Source organism: Alkalibacterium sp. MB6 (assembly GCF_009935905.1).
GTDB lineage: Bacteria > Bacillota > Bacilli > Lactobacillales > Carnobacteriaceae_A > Alkalibacterium.
The window spans coordinates 42,935-62,300 of record NZ_PREX01000005.1; the positions used below are offsets into that span (position 1 = coordinate 42,935).

Consider the following 19,366-nt stretch of genomic DNA (forward strand, 5'->3'; position numbering starts at 1 on the left):
TAATTGATTCTAATATACTTTAGTTTACTCTTTAATCTTTTTTTATCAATAGGTTAAGGCACAATAAATACTGAATAGATTGCAAGAAAGTTGCATGCTTTTTTATTGAGAAATCTGGTATAGTGGGAATAGAGAATGTGTTGTTCACGCTTTTGACTAGGACAACCCATTAAGAATGTATAGATAAAGGACTGTATAAACATGAGTCGATTTCAAGAGATTTTTTTGGACATTGAATCTGATATTTTAAATCAGCACTATAAGCCCGGTGATTTGCTCCCCAGTGAAAATAAATTGGCTCAAGAGTATGATGTCTCTAGAGAAACCATTCGAAAAGCCCTGACTTTACTTACGGAAAGTGGCTACATTCATAAAAAACAAGGAAAAGGTTCCATTGTGTTGGATGTAAAGCGCTTCGACTTCCCTATTTCTGGCTTAACCAGCTACAAAGAATTGCAAGAAGCACAAAACATTAAGAGTGAAACCATCCTTGTTGAAAATAAGGTCATGACAATCCCTGAATACATTGCAGAGTTTTTGAAAGTATCAAAAGAAACTGAAGTGCATTGTGTTATCCGAGCAAGAAAAGTGGATGGTGAAATCATTATTTTAGATAAAGATTACTTGTTTACTTCCGTTATTCCAGACCTGCCTGATGAAGAAGCTAAGCATTCTCTTTATCATTACATTGAAAAAAAACTAGGTATTGAGATTGGCTTTGCCCGTAAAGAATTTATTGTAGAACCTGCCACAAAAGAAGATAAGGAGATTATGACCCTTCACGGCGATACCCATGTGGTGGTCACACGTAGTGAAGTTCATTTGGAAGACACCACCTTATTTCAATTCACTGAATCCAGACACCGATTGGATAAATTTAAGTTTGTTGATTTTGCTAGACGTCGGGGACCAAATGGATTCTAAAAATATAAAATTGGTTTAATGACCTGAAAGGAATAATTATATGGAAACAGGGCAATTAATAAAGGAATTGAGAAAAGCCCGCCAATTAACTCAGGACGAGCTGGCTAAAGACATTACTTCGCGCACAACTCTATCAAGTATCGAAAATCGTAACCAAAACATTCCCTTTTACTTACTAGAAAAATTATTAGATCGATTAAACATAAGACTAGAAGAATTCAGTTTTTTATTAAATGAAGGACTGCCAAACGGCATGGATAGTTATCAAGAATTTAAATCCTACGGTGATTATGCAATTCCTACGAATTTAGGCCAATTGAAAAATAAGGTAAGTGATATAGTTTATGTCAAAATGATTGAAAACAATGATAATTACTTTCGAAATTTTAAGGAAGATGTAGAAGAATCTTAAAGATATACAAAAATACATGAAAGTCCTTGCAAAACCTAGCAAATAGTATATAATAAAAGTGTATAAATATAACTGTTTTAAATAATATGGATGTAAATTTCAAGTGGCTAACTTAAACTTGAAATTTACATAAACTAATTTTTATATTATTAGATAATTTAATCACAAAAAAGCTGCCATTTCTCCATAACGGCAGCTTTTCATCTATTCTTTTTTAATTGTTAGTTTAACAAAAACGCGGCGGTTTCAAAGGGTCCCATTTTAAAAGTAGATGTTAATTCTCTGTCACCACTGTTTCCGATGAGGTAACTTGACTCCATATCTAGCAATTCTTTAGGGATATCAATCGAGTCCTCTTCAGCATAGAAATGATTCAAGACAAGTAGTTTCTCGCCTTTGTAGGTTCTTACGTAAGCAAAGATGCTTGGGTGATCCAACTCTACTGCTTCGTAATCCCCTTCTTGAATAATTGGCATGTCTTTGCGTAACTGTATCAGTTTCTTGTAGTAGTCTCTAATTTTCTTACTGGTTTCTGAAGTGGTTGTGTTGATTGTCTTATAATTTTCAGGCACTTTCAACCAAGGTTCGCCAGTGGTAAAGCCAGCATGTTCAGAGTCATCCCACTGCATCGGTGTCCGCCCATTATCTCTGGATTTTTCTTTAATAATTTCGATGGCATCGTCTTCTGACAGACCATTTTCCAGTAGTGACTTATACGCATTATGCGTTTCAACGTCCACGTAATCATCAATCGTAGCGTAATTCGGGTTAGTCATCCCTATTTCTTCACCTTGATAGACATAAGGGGTTCCTCTTAGCAGATGAATGGTTTGAGCTAACATGGTTGCTGTTTCGACTGGATAATTTTCTGGATCACCGAAACGATTATTGGCTCGCGGTTGATCGTGGTTGTTCCAGAACAAGGCATTCCATCCGCCGCCTTCAGCCATGCCTGATTGCCATTCATCTAAAATAGTCTTCAGTTCGTTGAAATCAAACGGCATTGTAGTCCACTTGTCTCCATCTTTGTAATCCACTTTTAAGTGGTGGAAACTGAAAATCATGGACATTTCTTTTCTGTCAGGATTTGAGTACTTCACACCGTGTTCAACCGTAGTCGAACTCATTTCCCCAACGGTTATAATGTCCTCGTACTGCCCATAAGACTTCTCATTCATCTCGCGAATAAAGTCATGAACAATAGGCGTATCGGTATAATGAGCTTTTCCTACTCCATCTTCGGCGTCTTTCAGTTCTTCATCTTTACCAATAACGTTTATCACATCAAAGCGGAAGCCTTTGACTCCTTTTTCAAGCCAAAAATTGACGACTTTAAAGAGTTCTTCTCTTACTTCAGGGTTTCGCCAGTCTAAATCCGCTTGCGTAACATCATATAAGTGAAGGTAATACTTATCCGTCTCTCCAAATTTAGACCACGCTTTACCGCCGAATTTCGATTCCCAGTTAGTCGGTAAGCTACCATCTTCCTGTGCTTCTCTTAATATATAAAAATCCTGGTACTTTTTTTCTCCAGCGAGAGCTTTTTGAAACCAAGTGTGTTCAGTCGATGTATGATTCAATACCATATCAAGCATTAACGATATGCCGTGTTTATCTGCTTCTTCTACTAAAGCATCAAAGTCATCCCACGAACCAAACATCGGATCAATATCAGTATAATCAGCTACGTCATAGCCGTTATCATTTTGAGGTGATGGATAAAAGGGATTCAACCAAATCATATCGATACCTAAATCAGCTAGGTAAGGCAGTTTCTCCCTTACTCCATTTAAATCACCAATCCCATTTCCAGTCGTGTCTTTATAAGACTTCGGATAAGCTTGGTAAATGACTTTATCGTGAAAGTTATTCATTATCTTCTCCCTTTCTTTTTTTATTACTATCAACAGAAAAAGGGTCTTCCACTAATTAGTTCCTTTTCCAGTCTTTTCAGTCTAGAAATGTACAATTAAGTGGAAATACCCTTCCCCCATAGAGTAACCTATTTCGTTTAATTAATTAGCTGATCCTTAACGTCCCAATTTTGGAATCGGTAAGTTATCATTTTCCCAACTCGTCATGATATTGTTTTTCTCAAAGACAATAACTAAAACGATTGGAACCACTATAGCAACGGCCATAGCCACTAAGAACCATAGCATGCCAGACTGGATACTTAAGAATCCAGGTAATCCCCCAACACCAATATTAAAGGCTGTCACATCCATCGCAACGGAAATCATGCCTGCAAATGCAGAACCGATCATGCCTGCAACAAATGGGTAAACGTATTTAATATTGATACCGAATAAAGCGGGCTCTGTTACACCAAGGTAAGCAGAAATGGCTGCTGGTACAGATACAGCTTTTTCTTTTTCATCTCCACGGTGCAACCAAATGATACCCATAACGGCTGATGCTTGCGCAATGTTGGATAGAGCAATCATTGGCCACAAGTTTGTTCCGCCAAAGTCAGACACTAACTGTAAGTCGATCGCGTTAGTCATGTGGTGCAGTCCGGTGATAACAAGCGGTGCATACAAGCCACCAAACACAAAACCAAATACCCAGTTAAAGGTTCCGCTTAATCCCCAGTTTACGCCTTGTGATAACCACGTACCCAACTGCCAACCGATTGGCCCAATAATAGCGTGAGCAATAAAAATAGTTGGAATTAATGCAAATAATGGAACGAAAATCATAGAGACGGCTTCCGGTATCACGCGGCGCAGCCATTTTTCAAGGAAGACGAGTAAGAAACCGGCTAACATCGCTGGAATAACTTGAGCTTGATACCCAATCATATCCATTTGGAAGAAACCAAAGTCCCATACAGGTACATCTCCGGCTATAATATTTTCTACACCGTAAGCATTTAGTAACTGCCCAGATACAAGAGTTAACCCAAGAACAATACCCAGTATTTGGGTAGTTCCCATTTTTCTAGTGACACTCCATGTAATCCCAACTGGGAGCATGTGGAATATCGCTTCACCTGGGAGCCATAAGAAGGAGTTTACTCCTGCCCAGAACTGTGAATTTTCAACAATGGTTTGGTCATTCAAGAATCCCATCGGTACGGCTTCTAATATATTCCTAAATCCTAAAATCAAACCACCGATAATGATTGCTGGAATTAATGGAGTGAATATTTCTGCCAAAGCAGCCATTGTTCGTTGTAGAGGATTCATGTGCTTTTTACTTGCACCTTTTACCTCGTCTTTTGAGACGCCTTCCAAACCTGAAACACTTGAAAATTCATTGTAAAAATCGCCTACGCGGTTTCCTACAATGACTTGGAACTGTCCAGCCTGTGTGAATGTCCCTTTTACAGATGGAATATCTTCAATTCGATCTGTATCAGCAGCTGACGGATCATCTAACACAAAACGCATACGTGTTGCACAGTGAGTTACGGCATTGACGTTTTCTTTACCGCCTATGGCTTCTAGTAACTCTTCTGCATCTTTTCTAAAATCTGCCACTTGTCTTCTCCTCCTTCATTGTACTTGTCTATACAAGTTCTTTCGTTTTTACTATATACTATTATATTAAAAAATGCAAGCGGTTTATTCTATATTTTATCATCCTTTCTTTTGATGTCCCCAAAATAAGTAACAGCCACTTAATCTTTATGTGTTTATCTTACCACTCAAGGTTTCTGACTTGATAATAAAAACCCTCATACACCGAATTATCTTAGTGAGGAGCCCTTGCTTAGTCTATATAAATTCCTTATACTGGTAGATAGTTGTCTTAAACACTGACTATAAAGGAGGTACACGCAATGAAACAATTGGCTTACTCTGATATTAATGAACAGCAACTCATCGATTGCCGCTCACAACATGATTTCCAAGGTGGTCATCTGAAACAATCACTCAACCTCACTGCAAGTAACTTTAAAAAGTATGCGACTTATTATCTAGACGTCGATCAACCCCTCGTCTTTATAGTGGGTTCCAAAGAAGAAGCAGAACTGGATAATCTGTCTGATTCAGCTGACGACTTGGGCTTTAATCAAGTGAGTGGTTATATTCATGTAGAAGATATCCCTGCGGAAGCATTAGAAACGCTTGGGACAACCGCTCCAAAAGACTTTTTAAGCAAAGAAGATGATTATATCTTGCTTGACGTGAGACACCCTGACGAAATCACTCGTCCAGCTCCCAAGAAGAACTTGATTAACATTCCCTTTGAAGATTTAATCACTGACTACTGCTCATTGGATAGTGAAAAAGTGATTTACACCCTATGTGGATCCGGAGGGCGTAGTACTGCCGCTGCTTCTTTCCTTAAAGCAAAAGGATTGAACCCTCATGTGATTGAGGGTGGAATGAAAGCCGTACAAGAACTAACCGATTAATTATCATAATGAAGAAGAACCCGAGGAGAGATGTTATCCTCGGATTCTTCTTTTATCTATTCCACCCTGTTTTTATGTCCCCTATTAAATACAAAGAACCAAACACAATCACTTTATTAGAAGGATTGTCATTCTCTTTCAACTTGATGATAACTTTTTCTACTGAGTCAAAAGCTTCTGCTTTTACCTGTTTGTCGCTTATCTGCTCAGCAACTGCTTTTGCATCGAATCCTCTATACGGATCAGGGGAAACAGTATACATGGCATCGGCGAGCGGTAGCATCTCATCTATCATGGCCATATAGTCTTTATCTTTCATCATACCAACGACAAAGGTAAAGGTCTCATTAGGGAAAAGAGCTTGAATGTTGGCTTTCAAGGTTTGAACCCCTTCAGGATTGTGTGCCCCATCGATTAATATGAGTGGCTCGTCTTGAATCCTTTCCAATCTGCCAGGCCAATAGGCTTCTTTCAGCCCGTTTCTTATATGATTTTCTTCAATCGCATAGCCTTTTTCTTTAAGTACCCAAGCGGCCTCAATAGTCAAAACAGCGTTCATAATTTGGTGCTCACCTAACATGTGTAAGGTCAAGTCAGTTAAGTGCTTGTACGAAAAGTGTGACCCTTTATGGGACATAGCCGTGATTGCAATATCGTTTGGTTGAATGTTTATTGCTTTAGCCTTTACAGTTGCGGCCCGTTCTTCAATGACCTCATCAATATCTTTACCCATTGAAGGATAAACAATAAAGCCATTTCCCTTTATAATTCCCGCTTTTTCATAGGCAATATCTCGTTTCGTGTTGCCCAGGACTTTCATGTGATCCATACCAATAGACGTAATAATTGCCACTTCTGGAGTCGGAATTGCGTTAGTCGAATCCAATCTGCCTCCAATCCCTGCTTCCAGTATGACCAATTCGCATCCTGCCTCCGCAAAATAAAAGAGCGCTAAAGCAGTCAATATTTCAAAAGAATAAAGACGCTCATCCAATTCTTTTTCTACTTCCTGAACAAACGGTTCAATGAATTTTGCTAAACGAATAAAGTCTTCGTCTGAGATGTCTTCAGAACCAATGCGAATGCGTTCATTGATTTTTTCCAAATGAGGTGAGGTATACAGGCCTGTTTTAATGCTTGTTTTTTTCAAAATAGCTGACATAAAATTGGCAGTCGAGCCTTTTCCATTCGTGCCAGCGATATGTACGACAGATAAGTTACGTTCTGGATTATCGATTTTTTCAAGTAATGCATTCATTCTATCTAAGCTTTCTTTTTTCCCATTGCCTCTATTGGTATTCACCAATGCAATGACATCATTCATATCCATCTTATTCCATCCCTTAACCTTATAAATTTGAAGATCCTTACCCATTTTAACACTGCACGAGGGTTTTGAATAATGAAAAATGATAAACCGAAGGACTCAGTGGCGACTCACTCTATTCATGCTATAAAAAAGACCGCTACTGGCTATCAGCGGCGGTCTTCCATTTAGTGTTTATACAGTGAACTGATCTTCTTTTGAAGGTTCGACAACGAGGTAACGGTGTGGTTCTTTACCTTCGGAATGGGTTTGTACCCCTTTAAATTGATTCAAGTATCGGTGAATTTGTTTTCGCTCATGAGCAGGCATCGGTTCTAAAATGACTGGACGATTCGTACGCTTAACCTTTTCAGCTGTGCGGGTAGCTAACTGCTCAACTGTTTTTTGACGGCGGTCGCGGTAATTTTCGGCATCCACTTTAGCGTATAGTTTATTGGCTGCTTCTTGGTGCAATTGCACTTGAGCTAATGTTTGAAGACTGTTTAAGACTTTACCGTGACGACCAATAATCAAACCAGCATCTTCTGTCTCGATGGTATAGAGTACGCGTCGATCTTCTCTAGTAACCTCAATGGTCACATCGTCATCAACCATCTTCGACGTGATCGTTTCAAGGTAGCGACGCACTTTTTGAATGGCTTTTTCGTCTTTATCATTAGCTTCTTGACGAGCGGCTTTCGCTTCTTCTGAGTCGGTAACCACGTCTTCTTCTGTCACGTTACTACTTTTAAACTCATCTTCATCCGTTTCTTCTACTTCATTTATATCGGAATCAGCTTCTGTTTTATCTGGTTTCGACGGTTCAGACATAGGTTCGCTGTCTGTAGCTAAAAATTGCTCAATGCTTTCCGCAGACTCTTTGCGTGTCACAATCACGACGGCATCTTTTTGTCCAATACCTAAGAATCCTTTTTTGGCTTCCTGTGTAACCTCAATATTTGCTTCTTCTGTTTTGATTCCCAAGGCATTGAGACCCTTTTGAATCGCTTCTTCCGTTGTTGGGGCCTGTGCGGTATATTTCTCCATCATCTAACTATCCTCCGTTCACAATCTTTCAATCTCTTCTTCTTCATTTTACCAAATTACATACAGTCTGTCAGATGTTTATTATTTTTTGATATTTCTTCTTAAGCGCTGTGCTTTTTTAAGAGCTCGTCTTCGTTGACGTTCTTCTTCAGCTTGCTTCTCTTCTTTTTCCAACTTCTCTCTTCTTGCTTTGAATGGATTTTGGAATAGTAGCGTTTGTACAACTGAGAAGCCGTTAGATACAACGAAGTATAAAGCTAATGCACTTGATAATCTAAATGTAATAAAGACGATGAACAAAGGCATCACGTACGTCATCACTTTTCCGCCTGCTTGATCTCTTCCCATACTCATTAAGTAAGAGTGAGCAAAGGTAAAGACACCGGCTAGAATCGGTAAAATGAAATAAGGATCCGGCTCGCCTAAGTTAACCCATAAGAAATTACCTGTTACTAAGATTGGCGTACGGTTTACTGCCCCATATAAAGCAATAAAGACTGGCATTTGAATCAGCATCGGTAGACAACCCATGTAAGGATTAACCCCTGCTTCACTATACAAACGTGATTGTTCTTCTTTTAGTTTTTCTTGCGTTTCAGTATCTCTAGCAGAATAGCGTTCTCTCAATTCTTCTAATTGAGGATTCAATTCACTCATTTGTTGCATATTTTTTTGTTGAAAATGAGTAAAGGGAATGAGCAATGCCCGGATAATGATTGTTACAATAATAATACCTATACCGTAGTTGCCACCAAATAAATTGGAAACCCAGATAATCGCTTGCGCAAAGTTGTAAATGATATAGCGATCAAAAAAGCCTGTACTGTCTTCTGTTACTGCCCCTGTTCCACAGGCAGACAAGAAAACAACTAGTCCAAGCATGCCCAGGATTAAGAGCAATCGCTTACGTTTCTTTAAAAAATTCACATGTGTTCCCTCTCTTCTCTTCTTCATAAACAGTCACCCATTATGGATAACTGCTGTAGCACTTTAATTTAATTAAGTAATTTAGCTTTTCCTAATACATGTTGTAAACTTTTCTTTATTTCATGATAGCTCATTAGTTGAACCGGTTTTCTAGCAATGATAATGAAATCAAAGTCGTGTTTTAGTTCGTCCTCTTGATCAAATTCAATCAGCACGTGTCTTATTTTACGTTTAATGGCGTTTCTTTCCACCGCATTTCCCATCTTTTTGCCCACAGACAAGCCGACTCTGAAATGCCGTTGTTCAGGTTTATGGTACGCATAGACAACAAATTGGCGATTGGCCATTGATTCGCCTTGATGAAAGACTTTTTGAAAATCCGCTTCTTTTTTTACTCTATAAGCTTTTTTCATTTATGTCCCATCTTTCTATAAATCAAATGATCTCTATTTTAAACACTCATAGCAGATTAAGTACAAAAAAAAGGCAACGTGCTCTCACTATAGCTATCAGTAAGGAGCTTTCGTCGCCTATCGTCATTAAGCAGAAATTCTTTTTCTTCCTTTACGACGTCTACTTTGTAATACTCTACGTCCGTTTTTAGTACTCATACGTTTGCGGAATCCATGAACTCTTTGACGTTTACGTTTTTTTGGTTGATATGTTGTTCCTTGTGCCATCTGCAAAACACCTCCTGAATCTTTGCTTTGTCCTCTGTATCTCACAATAAAAAGTGAAAAACAATTTCCAATTTACTATATCTAGACAGACTATGTCATTTTAGAAGATTTATTCGTCAATGTCAAGCTTTTCAGAGGTAGCATAGACTAATTTATTCCTCATTTTAATTAAATGTGACTATTTTTTCATTTTTTTTATAAATGTTCACATATCTTTTACTTCTTGTATGAGACAAAGATAAAATTGGGGAAAAGATCGTATGTTGATTAAACATTATAAATTATCTTCATCCACAGTTAAAGTTGCCACTTCAAACTATCCACATACTTTTATAGTGAAACTATCCCATAAAGATATCCACAGGACGGGTATAATTTTTCTTTAAAGTGAACTGTGCACATCTTCTCCCCTGGATTGTCCACAGATTAACACCCTGTTCACGTAAGTCATACACACCCTCTTTTCAATTGTGAATAACTCTGTTTAGCATTGCAACCAAGCTGTTTGTGAGCAACAACTTATCCACATTACCTGTCTAAAAAGTATGCGCTAAAATAATTGTACACACTCTATTTTTGCCTGTGGATATCTTTATAGACAAGATGTTAAACATTTATCAACAATCATAACCTGTTGTGGAAAACTGTTTCGATACGTGATAAAATAAAAAAGCACACTTACCGGCGAGGAGGAACACTATGGAAGATTTACAAACGGTCTGGACTTATTTGCAAGAAAAGTTTAAAGAAACTCTGTCTAAAGTCAGTTTTGATACATGGATAAAAAGCGCGTCCCTCGTCAGGCTAACAGACCAATCGATTACAATAGAAGTTCCGTCTACCTTACATAAGGAATATTGGAAAAATAATTTATCAACTAAAGTAGTCGAATATTTATATGAACTGTTTCAGCGAGAGGTAACTCCTGTCTTTGTCACGTCTGAAGAACAGGCTGCTGCGGCCGATCAAGATACATTGTCATCCGTTAATTCTCTTAGTACCCCTACTGTTTCGAGTACACTTAATAGTAAGTACACCTTTGACACCTTTGTCATTGGTAAAGGCAACCAAATGGCACATGCTGCTGCGTTGGTTGTTTCTGAAGAACCCGGAACGATTTATAACCCCCTCTTCTTCTATGGAGGAGTTGGACTTGGAAAAACTCACTTAATGCATGCGATTGGCCATCAGTACTTGCAGATCAATCCCCATGCCAAAATTAAATATGTATCGAGTGAAAATTTTGCCAATGATTTTATTAATTCGATTCAAAACCGGACGCAAGAGAAGTTCCGCCAGCAATATCGAAGTGTGGACTTACTCTTGGTGGATGACATTCAGTTTTTTGCAGACAAAGAAGGAACTCAGGAAGAATTTTTCCATACCTTTAATGCGTTATATGATGACCGCAAGCAAATTGTATTGACGAGTGACCGCTTGCCTAATGAAATTCCAAAACTTCAAGAACGATTGGTCTCACGCTTTGCCTGGGGATTGTCAGTAGATATTACGCCTCCAGATTTGGAAACGCGTATTGCTATTTTGAGAAAGAAAGCCAATGCTGAACGGTTGGAAATCCCAAATGATGCACTGAGCTACATTGCTGGCCAGATTGATTCGAATATTCGGGAACTTGAGGGTGCTTTGGTGCGTGTTCAAGCCTATTCAGCCATTCAACGCAGCGATATTACTACAAGCTTAGCTGCTGATGCCTTGAAGAGCATGCTAAAAAACGATCAGAAGCAAAACGTCTCGATTGCATCCATTCAGCAAAAGGTTTCAAAATACTATCAAATATCACTAGCTGATTTAAAAGGCAAGAAACGCGTGCGTCAAATTGTCATGCCAAGACAAATAGCCATGTATTTGGCTAGAGAATTGACGAGCACTTCCTTGCCCAAAATTGGTAAAGAATTTGGTGGGAAAGATCACACCACAGTTATTCATGCTCATGAGAAAATCAGAAAAATTCTTGATAGCGAAACAGATGGCGAGTTACGAGAGCAAATAGCTGAAATTAAAAAGAGTCTATAAAAAAAAGACTGTGGATAAAATAAGGAGTCACCCACATCTTTATGCACAACTTGTCCACAGGTGGAAAACTTGTAGGTCTAACGTATTTATTCGTTATCCACAGTATACACAGGCCCTACTACTATTACTATAGTTCTTATATATAATATAATTAGGGTTCTGACTATAAATGATAATGGAGGATGTATATGAAATTCACTGTCAACCGATCAGCTTTTTTAAAGAAATTAAAAGATGTACAACTTGCAGTTTCCCCTCGTTCAACCATTCCTATATTGACAGGGATTAAATTAATCGCTAATTCAGATGGGGTTAAACTGACGGGTAGTAATTCAGATATTTCAATTGAAACCTTTTTGAGTATTCATGATGAAAAAGCTGAATTAACCATAGAAGAAGAAGGGCAGGTTGTTTTGCAACCCGCTCGTTTCTTTAGTGATATTGTCAATAAATTACCTGATGATCAATTTACTGTTGAAGTGAAAGACCGTATTCAAACAGCAATTACATCTGCTTCATCTTCATTTTTGATTAATGGATTAGATGCTGATAATTATCCACACTTACCTGAAATTAATACAGATCAAGCCTTTGTCTTACCAGTTAATTTGTTAAAAAAAATTGTCAGACAAACCGTTATAGCTGTTTCGACTCACGAAAGTCGACCAATTTTAACAGGAGTCCATATGACAATTAAAGAAGGTAAACTAAAAGCTGTTGCCACAGACAGTCACCGATTAAGTCAGCGCGTCATTCCTATTGAAGGAACAGAAGGTTTGTCTCACAGTTTAGTTATCCCAGGTAAAAGCTTGCAGGACTTAAGTCGCTTACTTGATGATTCCTTAGACGAAGTTCAAGTCGCTGTTGCTGAGAACCAAATACTCTTTAAAACAGAAGACACGTATTTCTATTCACGGCTCTTAGAAGGTAACTATCCGGAAACCGATCGATTAATCCCTCAGCAAGCCACAACAACAGTCACACTCGATGCCCAGAGTCTACTTGGTGCGGTTGAACGTGCGTCGCTTTTATCTCATGAAGGTAAAAATAACGTGGTTAAATTGTCTGTCAAAGACAACCATATCGAAATAACAGGAAACTCACCGGAAGTCGGACGAGTGAATGAACAAGTGTCTTATAAAGATATTAGTGGGGAAGAGATGGATATTTCGTTTAACCCGGACTATTTAAAAGCAGCTTTAACTACATTTGGTCCAGTTGACGTCACGATTAAACTGATATCAACTTTGCGTCCATTCGTATTGGTACCAACTGAAGATACGAATGACTTTGTTCAATTGATTACACCGATTCGTACATCAACGTAAAATCACAACCTTTATAATAGTCAATCCCACAAAGGACTCTTTTAATAGAGCTTTTGTGGGATTTTTATTTTTTAAGTGATAAATAAACTTGAAAAATCTTAAAACAAGTAAATTTCACGTTTTTAAGCTCATTTGTATAAAACAATCTATTTAATCAAAAAGGACCTAAAAACGATGAGAGGCTATTTTTCCCTATAAAAATTTGTTTTATCCTTCAATTTAAGGTATAATATTAAGAGGAGAAACTAGTTTAACGTGGATTCAATTATCCACGTCTTTACTTTTTTAAGGAGTCGATTTAAATGGCCGAAAATATAAAAATTGAAGAGTCTTATATTACTTTAGGGCAGTTCTTAAAACATGCCAACATTATTTCAAGCGGTGGAATGGCTAAACCGTTTCTAATGGACGTTCCCGTTTGGATAAATGGCGAACGGGATAACCGTAGAGGTAAGAAATTACGCCATGGTGACATCATTGAAGTGGAAGATGCAGGAAGCTTTGTCATTGAATCCAGTCATGCTGGAGATCAGTAATGTACTTGAAAGAACTGAGCTTAAAAGGGTACAGGAATTATGATATAGCAGAGGTCCCGTTTTCTAAACGCATTAATGTGTTCTTGGGAGAAAATGCACAGGGCAAGACCAATATGATGGAAAGTATTTACGTTTTAGCAATGGCCAGAAGTCATCGGACAGCGAATGATAAAGAGTTGATAGGGTGGAATAAAGACTTTGCCAAAGTCAGTGGCACCGTTCAAAAAACCAATAGCTCTTTCCCTTTAGAAATTATTTTGTCTAAAAAAGGCAAGAAAGCAAAATTAAATCATTTGGAGCAGAAAAAGCTAAGCAATTATATTGGCCATCTGAACGTTATTTTGTTCGCACCTGAAGACTTGTCCCTTGTCAAAGGGTCACCATCTGTCAGGCGTAAATTTTTAGATATGGAAATGGGCCAGATGAGCACGCTGTATCTGTATCATTTGGTTGAGTACCAAAAAGTATTGAAACACCGTAATGCTTACTTGAAGCAGCACCGTCCGAATCGTTCACTCGATGAGACATATTTAACCATTTTAAACGAACAACTAGCGGCTGAAGGGGCTGAGGTATTGGCTCAGCGCTATTTTTTTGTGGAACGCCTTGAAAAGTGGGCTCAGCCTATTCATCAGGCTATTTCACAAGGAAAAGAAACATTGACCATGACTTACGCGTCAAGCATACCGGTGACCTCTCAGACCGATAAAGAAGTCATCATGTCTGATATTTTAAACCAATATGGCCATCACAAAAAAAGAGAACGCGAGCAAGGAACCACTCTGATTGGTCCTCATAGAGACGATGTGCGTTTTTATGTCAATGAAAAGAATGTTCAAACCTATGGATCGCAAGGCCAGCAGCGAACGACGGCTTTAAGCTTGAAATTGGCTGAAATTGAATTGATGAAAGAGATGACGGGGGAGTACCCCGTTTTATTATTGGATGATGTGTTGAGTGAGCTGGATGATGACCGACAAACCCACTTGCTGCAATCAATTCAAGATAAAGTTCAGACGTTTTTAACAACAACTAGCCTTGACGGTGTAAAAAAGGAATTGCTTGATAACCCCCGAATTTTTAGAGTAACCAATGGACAGATTGAAATGGAGAGTGACTAACTAGTGGCAAATGAACAATTAACACCAAAAGAAATTGAACAATTAAGAGAAGAATATGAAGAACAAGTCAAAGAAGAGATTATAGGAGAACTGATTGAAGAAGCTGGCCAAGAGTATAATGCTAGTCAAATTCAAGTTTTAGAAGGATTAGAAGCTGTTAGAAAACGTCCGGGTATGTATATCGGCTCAACGAGTGTTGAAGGTTTGCACCATCTAGTTTGGGAAATTGTGGATAACTCTATTGATGAAGCGATGGCTGGTCATGCTAGTCAAATTCAAGTCTTTCTTGAACCTGACGATACCATTAGAGTAACCGATAACGGCCGTGGGATTCCAATTGATATTCAAGAAAAAACTGGTCGCCCGGCAGTCGAGACTGTGTTTACTGTTTTGCATGCGGGAGGTAAATTCGGTGGCGGTGGGTATAAAGTTTCCGGCGGACTGCACGGCGTTGGATCTTCTGTTGTTAATGCGTTATCAGAATTCCTTGAAGTGAGTGTCCATAAGAACGGGACCGTTTATCATCAGCGTTATGAGCGTGGCGAAGTCATGTTTGATTTAAAAGAAATCGGCGAAACAGATTTATCTGGTACAGAGGTTAGATTTAAAGCAGATGCTGAGATATTTAAAGAAACAACGACTTATGATTTTAACAAATTAGCTACTCGAATCCGTGAATTGGCTTTCTTAAACCGTGGATTGAAAATATCTATTCAAGATAACCGAAAAGATGAGCCAGTTACATTGGAGTACCAATACGATGGTGGAATCAAGAGTTATGTTGAGTATTTAAACCAGACTAAAACAGTTTTATACGATGAACCTATTTATTTAGAAGATGAACAAGAAGGTATCGTGGTTGAAGTGGCTCTTCAACATACAGACGGCTACCACATGAATATCATGAGCTTTGCTAATAATATTCACACCTATGAAGGTGGAACGCACGAGTTTGGCTTTAAAACAGCCTTGACTCGAATCGTAAATGACTACGCTAGAAAAAATAAATTCATAAAAGAAAATGAAGAAAACGTGAGCGGAGAAGATGTTAGAGAAGGCTTGACCATCGTCTTGAGTATTAAACACCCTGACCCGCAGTTTGAAGGCCAAACAAAAACGAAATTAGGTAACTCAGAAGTGAGAACCATTACTGATCGACTCTTCAGTTTGCATTTTGAGCGCTTTTTGATGGAAAACCCGCAAACAAGCAAACGCATTATCGATAAAGCGTTACTTGCCGCTAAGGCTAGATTGGCTGCTAAACGAGCCAGAGAAGTGACACGTAAGAAGAATGGTTTAGAAATCAGTAACCTACCAGGGAAACTAGCAGACTGTGCATCCAAAGACCCTAAAATATCTGAATTATTCATCGTTGAGGGAGACTCGGCCGGTGGATCTGCTAAGCAAGGTCGTTCACGATTTTTCCAGGCGATTTTACCGATTCGAGGTAAAATATTGAACGTTGAAAAAGCAACGATTGACAGAATTTTGGCAAACGAAGAGATTCGGTCATTATTCACAGCGATGGGTACTGGTTTTGGTGAAGAGTTTCAAGTTGATAAAGCTCGTTACCATAAGTTAATCATTATGACAGATGCCGACGTCGATGGTGCACACATTCGAACACTCTTACTCACACTATTTTATCGTTACATGAGACCTGTCGTAGAAGCTGGGTTCGTTTATATCGCTCAACCACCCTTGTATCAAGTTAAACAGGGTAAAAAAGAGGTGTACTTGGATTCTGACAGAGAATTGAACAAATACCTTAAGAGCATTCCAGCTACGCCTAAACCCTCTGTACAGCGTTATAAGGGACTTGGAGAAATGGATGCGGAACAACTATGGAGTACAACAATGAACCCGGAAAACCGTCGCCTATTACAAGTAACAGTTGATGACGCGATTGAAGCGGATTTAGTGTTTGATATGTTGATGGGTGAACGCGTTGAACCAAGACGTGATTTTATCGAAGAAAATGCCCAGTACGTTACGAATATTGATGTGTAAAATGAACGTTAAAGGTTAAGGAGGACGACTTACTTGGCAGAAGAAAAAGATGCCCGTATAGAACAAATTAATTTGTCCAAAGAGATGAGAACATCGTTTTTGGACTACGCAATGAGTGTTATTGTGTCTCGAGCGTTACCTGATGTAAGAGACGGATTAAAACCTGTTCACCGCCGTATTCTATACGGGATGAACGAATTAGGTATGACACCAGATAAAGCCTATAAAAAATCAGCACGTATTGTAGGAGACGTTATGGGGAAATACCATCCCCATGGTGACTCAGCTATTTACGAATCCATGGTTCGTATGGCACAAGACTTCAGTTACCGTAACCCATTAGTTGACGGGCACGGTAACTTTGGCTCCATAGACGGTGACAGTGCCGCTGCGATGCGTTACACAGAAGCACGTATGAGCAAGATATCTCTTGAAATGTTAAGAGATATTAACAAAAATACGATTGATTACCACGATAACTACGACGGTTCGGAAAGAGAACCGGATGTATTGCCTGCTCGTTTCCCGAATTTATTAGTAAATGGCGCTTCCGGTATTGCCGTTGGTATGGCAACCAATATCCCCCCTCATAACTTAAGAGAAGTGATTGAAGCTTGCCGTATTGTTATGCACAACGAACAAGCCTCTGTTAATGAATTGATGGAAGCCTTGCCTGGTCCTGACTTCCCAACTGGGGCAATGATTTTAGGAAAGTCCGGCATCCGTAAAGCATACGAAACGGGACGTGGATCCATTAAGGTCCGCGCAAAAGTCCGTATTGAAGTTCAACCTAATGGTAAAGAACGAATCATTGTTGATGAAATTCCTTATCTAGTCAATAAAGCTAAATTAGTTGAACGGATTGCTGACTTAGCTAGAGACAAGCGTATTGAAGGCATCACAGACTTAAATGATGAATCGGATAGAGACGGTATGCGTGTTGTTATCGACGTGAGAAGAGACGTTTCTGCGAGTATTATCTTGAACAACTTGTACAAAATGACGCCACTTGAGACATCATTTGGTTTTAATATGTTGGCAATCGTTAATGGTATTCCTAAAACACTTGGACTAAGAGAGATCTTAGTTGAGTATTTGAAACACCAAAGAGAAGTTATTCGAAGACGTACAGAATATGACAAGCGAAAAGCAGAAGCAAGAGCCCACATTTTAGAAGGCTTACGTATAGCTCTTGATCATATTGATGAGATTATATCGATTATTCGTGGTTCTCAAACAGGCGATGCAGCGAAACAGGCTCTAACTGAACGTTTTGGTCTGTCAGATAGACAAGCACAAGCGATTTTGGATATGCGTATGGTACGATTAACCGGACTGGAAAGAGAGAAAATCGAAGGCGAATACCAAGATTTGCTGCAACTGATAAAAGATCTTGACGATATTTTATCCCGCCCAGAACGTGTGAATGAAATCATTGAGAGTGAACTTCAAGAAATTGCCGATAAACACGGTGACGACAGACGTACTGAGTTATTGGTTGGAGAATCGTTAAGTATTGAGGACGAAGACCTAATTGAAGAAGAAGAAATAGCAATTACCCTGTCACACAACGGTTACATGAAACGTATGGCTATTTCAGAATTTAAAGCTCAAAACCGTGGGGGCAGAGGGATTAAAGGTATGGGTACGAATACAGATGATTTCGTTGAAACCATGTTGACGTGTTCAACACATGACTTGCTCTTATTCTTTACCAATACCGGTAAAGTCTATAAAGCAAAAGGTTATGAAATCCCTGAATACGGCCGTACGGCTAAAGGAATCCCAGCAATTAACTTCTTAGGTATTGACAATAATGAGAAAATTCAAGCGATTGTCAGTACTCGAGGAGAGTCTAAAGAGAATGAACACTTGTTCTTTACGACTCGTTACGGGACTGTTAAACGTACACATACTGAGGAATTCAAGAATATCAGAACCAGTGGACTGAGAGCTATCGTCCTTAAAGAAGGCGATGAATTAATCGATGTGGCCTTAACTCACGGATCTGACCATATCATTATTGGTACGAGAAACGGATCTGCCGTCAGTTTCCATGAAGAAGATGTTCGTAGCATGGGAAGAACAGCTTCCGGTGTTAGAGGAATCAGACTCAGAGGAGACGACACGGTTGTCGGGATGGATATTTTACATCCCGATTCAGAAGTACTGGTTATTACTGAAAAAGGTTACGGTAAACGAACAGCTGCTTCGGAATATGCTATCCGTGGCCGTGGCGGTAAAGGTGTCAAGACCATCAACATTACTGATAAAAATGGGCCGTTAATTGGACTGAAAACAGTTACTGGTGATGAAGATATCATGTTGATTACCACTAAAGGTGTCATCATAAGATTCCACGCCAGAAACATCTCTCAAACAGGACGAGCCACTCAAGGTGTTCGTTTGATGAGACTGGAGGAAGACAATGCCGTATCCACTTTAGCTAAAGTCTTACCTGAAGATGAGGAAGATGAAAGTGACGTCGAAATGCCATTGAATGACGATGCAAAAGACGCAGAGCTAAACGATGCACCGGTTGAAAATGAAAGTGAACTTCTTGAAGAAGACACTCAAGACGACGAAGATTAATTAACGAATGGACAGTTTAGCAGAGACTTGATTCACAATCCATTCAACACCTAAATAGCAAGCATCATCAACATGTCAAATAA

16 protein-coding genes are annotated in these 19,366 nt (G+C 38.9%); 9 read left to right on the forward strand and 7 right to left on the reverse strand.

Going from position 1 to position 19,366, the window contains the following annotated elements:
* Positions 1-201 precede the first annotated feature (201 nt).
* A complete protein-coding gene (gene treR, locus C3945_RS03300) occupies positions 202-924 on the forward strand; it encodes a trehalose operon repressor (RefSeq protein ID WP_161878265.1) in 723 nt (240 codons plus the stop codon).
* A gap of 40 nt (positions 925-964) precedes the next feature.
* Complete coding sequence (locus tag C3945_RS03305) at positions 965-1,336, forward strand: helix-turn-helix domain-containing protein (RefSeq protein ID WP_161878266.1); 372 nt, start codon at positions 965-967, stop codon at positions 1,334-1,336.
* 221 nt (positions 1,337-1,557) lie between these two features.
* On the opposite strand, the gene treC is transcribed toward C3945_RS03305, so the two are convergent.
* Together treC and treP are read right to left on the reverse strand one after the other, a co-directional pair.
* Positions 1,558-3,210 carry an alpha,alpha-phosphotrehalase gene (treC, locus tag C3945_RS03310; protein ID WP_161878267.1) on the reverse strand — a complete coding sequence of 551 codons (1,653 nt, stop codon included), beginning with the start codon at positions 3,208-3,210 and terminating at the stop codon, positions 1,558-1,560.
* Between the two features lie 156 nt (positions 3,211-3,366).
* Positions 3,367-4,821, reverse strand: coding sequence for a PTS system trehalose-specific EIIBC component (gene treP / locus C3945_RS03315; RefSeq protein ID WP_161878268.1), 1,455 nt, complete (start codon positions 4,819-4,821; stop codon positions 3,367-3,369).
* Positions 4,822-5,123: 302 nt separating this feature from the next.
* Here treP and C3945_RS03320 point away from each other — a divergent pair, with 302 nt between their 5' ends.
* Complete coding sequence (locus C3945_RS03320) at positions 5,124-5,702, forward strand: rhodanese-like domain-containing protein (protein ID WP_161878269.1); 579 nt, start codon at positions 5,124-5,126, stop codon at positions 5,700-5,702.
* Between the two features lie 52 nt (positions 5,703-5,754).
* Here C3945_RS03320 and C3945_RS03325 read toward each other — a convergent pair whose 3' ends face one another.
* From C3945_RS03325 to rpmH, 5 genes are all read right to left on the reverse strand, one after another.
* Positions 5,755-7,032, reverse strand: a complete 1,278-nt coding sequence (locus tag C3945_RS03325; RefSeq protein WP_161878270.1) for a bifunctional folylpolyglutamate synthase/dihydrofolate synthase — start codon at positions 7,030-7,032, stop codon at positions 5,755-5,757.
* 171 nt (positions 7,033-7,203) lie between these two features.
* The gene (jag, locus tag C3945_RS03330; RefSeq protein ID WP_237585460.1) at positions 7,204-8,058 is read right to left on the reverse strand and encodes an RNA-binding cell elongation regulator Jag/EloR; all 855 of its coding nucleotides are present in this window, start codon (positions 8,056-8,058) and stop codon (positions 7,204-7,206) included.
* A gap of 78 nt (positions 8,059-8,136) precedes the next feature.
* Positions 8,137-9,009: a YidC/Oxa1 family membrane protein insertase gene (locus C3945_RS03335; RefSeq protein WP_161878271.1), complete on the reverse strand. Its 873-nt coding sequence runs from the start codon at positions 9,007-9,009 to the stop codon at positions 8,137-8,139.
* A 41-nt stretch (positions 9,010-9,050) separates the two neighbouring features.
* Positions 9,051-9,395: a ribonuclease P protein component gene (gene rnpA, locus C3945_RS03340; RefSeq protein WP_161878272.1), complete on the reverse strand. Its 345-nt coding sequence runs from the start codon at positions 9,393-9,395 to the stop codon at positions 9,051-9,053.
* Between the two features lie 126 nt (positions 9,396-9,521).
* Positions 9,522-9,662, reverse strand: coding sequence for a 50S ribosomal protein L34 (gene rpmH / locus C3945_RS03345; protein ID WP_161878273.1), 141 nt, complete (start codon positions 9,660-9,662; stop codon positions 9,522-9,524).
* A 699-nt stretch (positions 9,663-10,361) separates the two neighbouring features.
* Here rpmH and dnaA point away from each other — a divergent pair.
* From dnaA to gyrA, 6 genes are all read left to right on the forward strand, one after another.
* Positions 10,362-11,696, forward strand: a complete 1,335-nt coding sequence (gene dnaA, locus C3945_RS03350) for a chromosomal replication initiator protein DnaA (RefSeq protein WP_161878274.1) — start codon at positions 10,362-10,364, stop codon at positions 11,694-11,696.
* Positions 11,697-11,884: 188 nt separating this feature from the next.
* Positions 11,885-13,024, forward strand: coding sequence for a DNA polymerase III subunit beta (gene dnaN, locus C3945_RS03355; protein WP_161878275.1), 1,140 nt, complete (start codon positions 11,885-11,887; stop codon positions 13,022-13,024).
* Positions 13,025-13,326: 302 nt separating this feature from the next.
* The gene (gene yaaA / locus C3945_RS03360) at positions 13,327-13,560 is read left to right on the forward strand and encodes a S4 domain-containing protein YaaA (protein WP_161878276.1); all 234 of its coding nucleotides are present in this window, start codon (positions 13,327-13,329) and stop codon (positions 13,558-13,560) included.
* The gene (gene recF / locus C3945_RS03365; RefSeq protein ID WP_161878277.1) at positions 13,560-14,681 is read left to right on the forward strand and encodes a DNA replication/repair protein RecF; all 1,122 of its coding nucleotides are present in this window, start codon (positions 13,560-13,562) and stop codon (positions 14,679-14,681) included. The genes yaaA and recF overlap by 1 nt, the downstream gene beginning before the upstream one ends.
* Positions 14,682-14,759: 78 nt before the next feature.
* The gene (gyrB, locus tag C3945_RS03370; protein ID WP_161878310.1) at positions 14,760-16,691 is read left to right on the forward strand and encodes a DNA topoisomerase (ATP-hydrolyzing) subunit B; all 1,932 of its coding nucleotides are present in this window, start codon (positions 14,760-14,762) and stop codon (positions 16,689-16,691) included.
* A gap of 84 nt (positions 16,692-16,775) precedes the next feature.
* Entirely contained in the window at positions 16,776-19,283 is a 2,508-nt protein-coding gene (gene gyrA, locus C3945_RS03375) for a DNA gyrase subunit A (protein WP_442862161.1), read from the forward strand.
* Positions 19,284-19,366 lie beyond the last annotated feature (83 nt).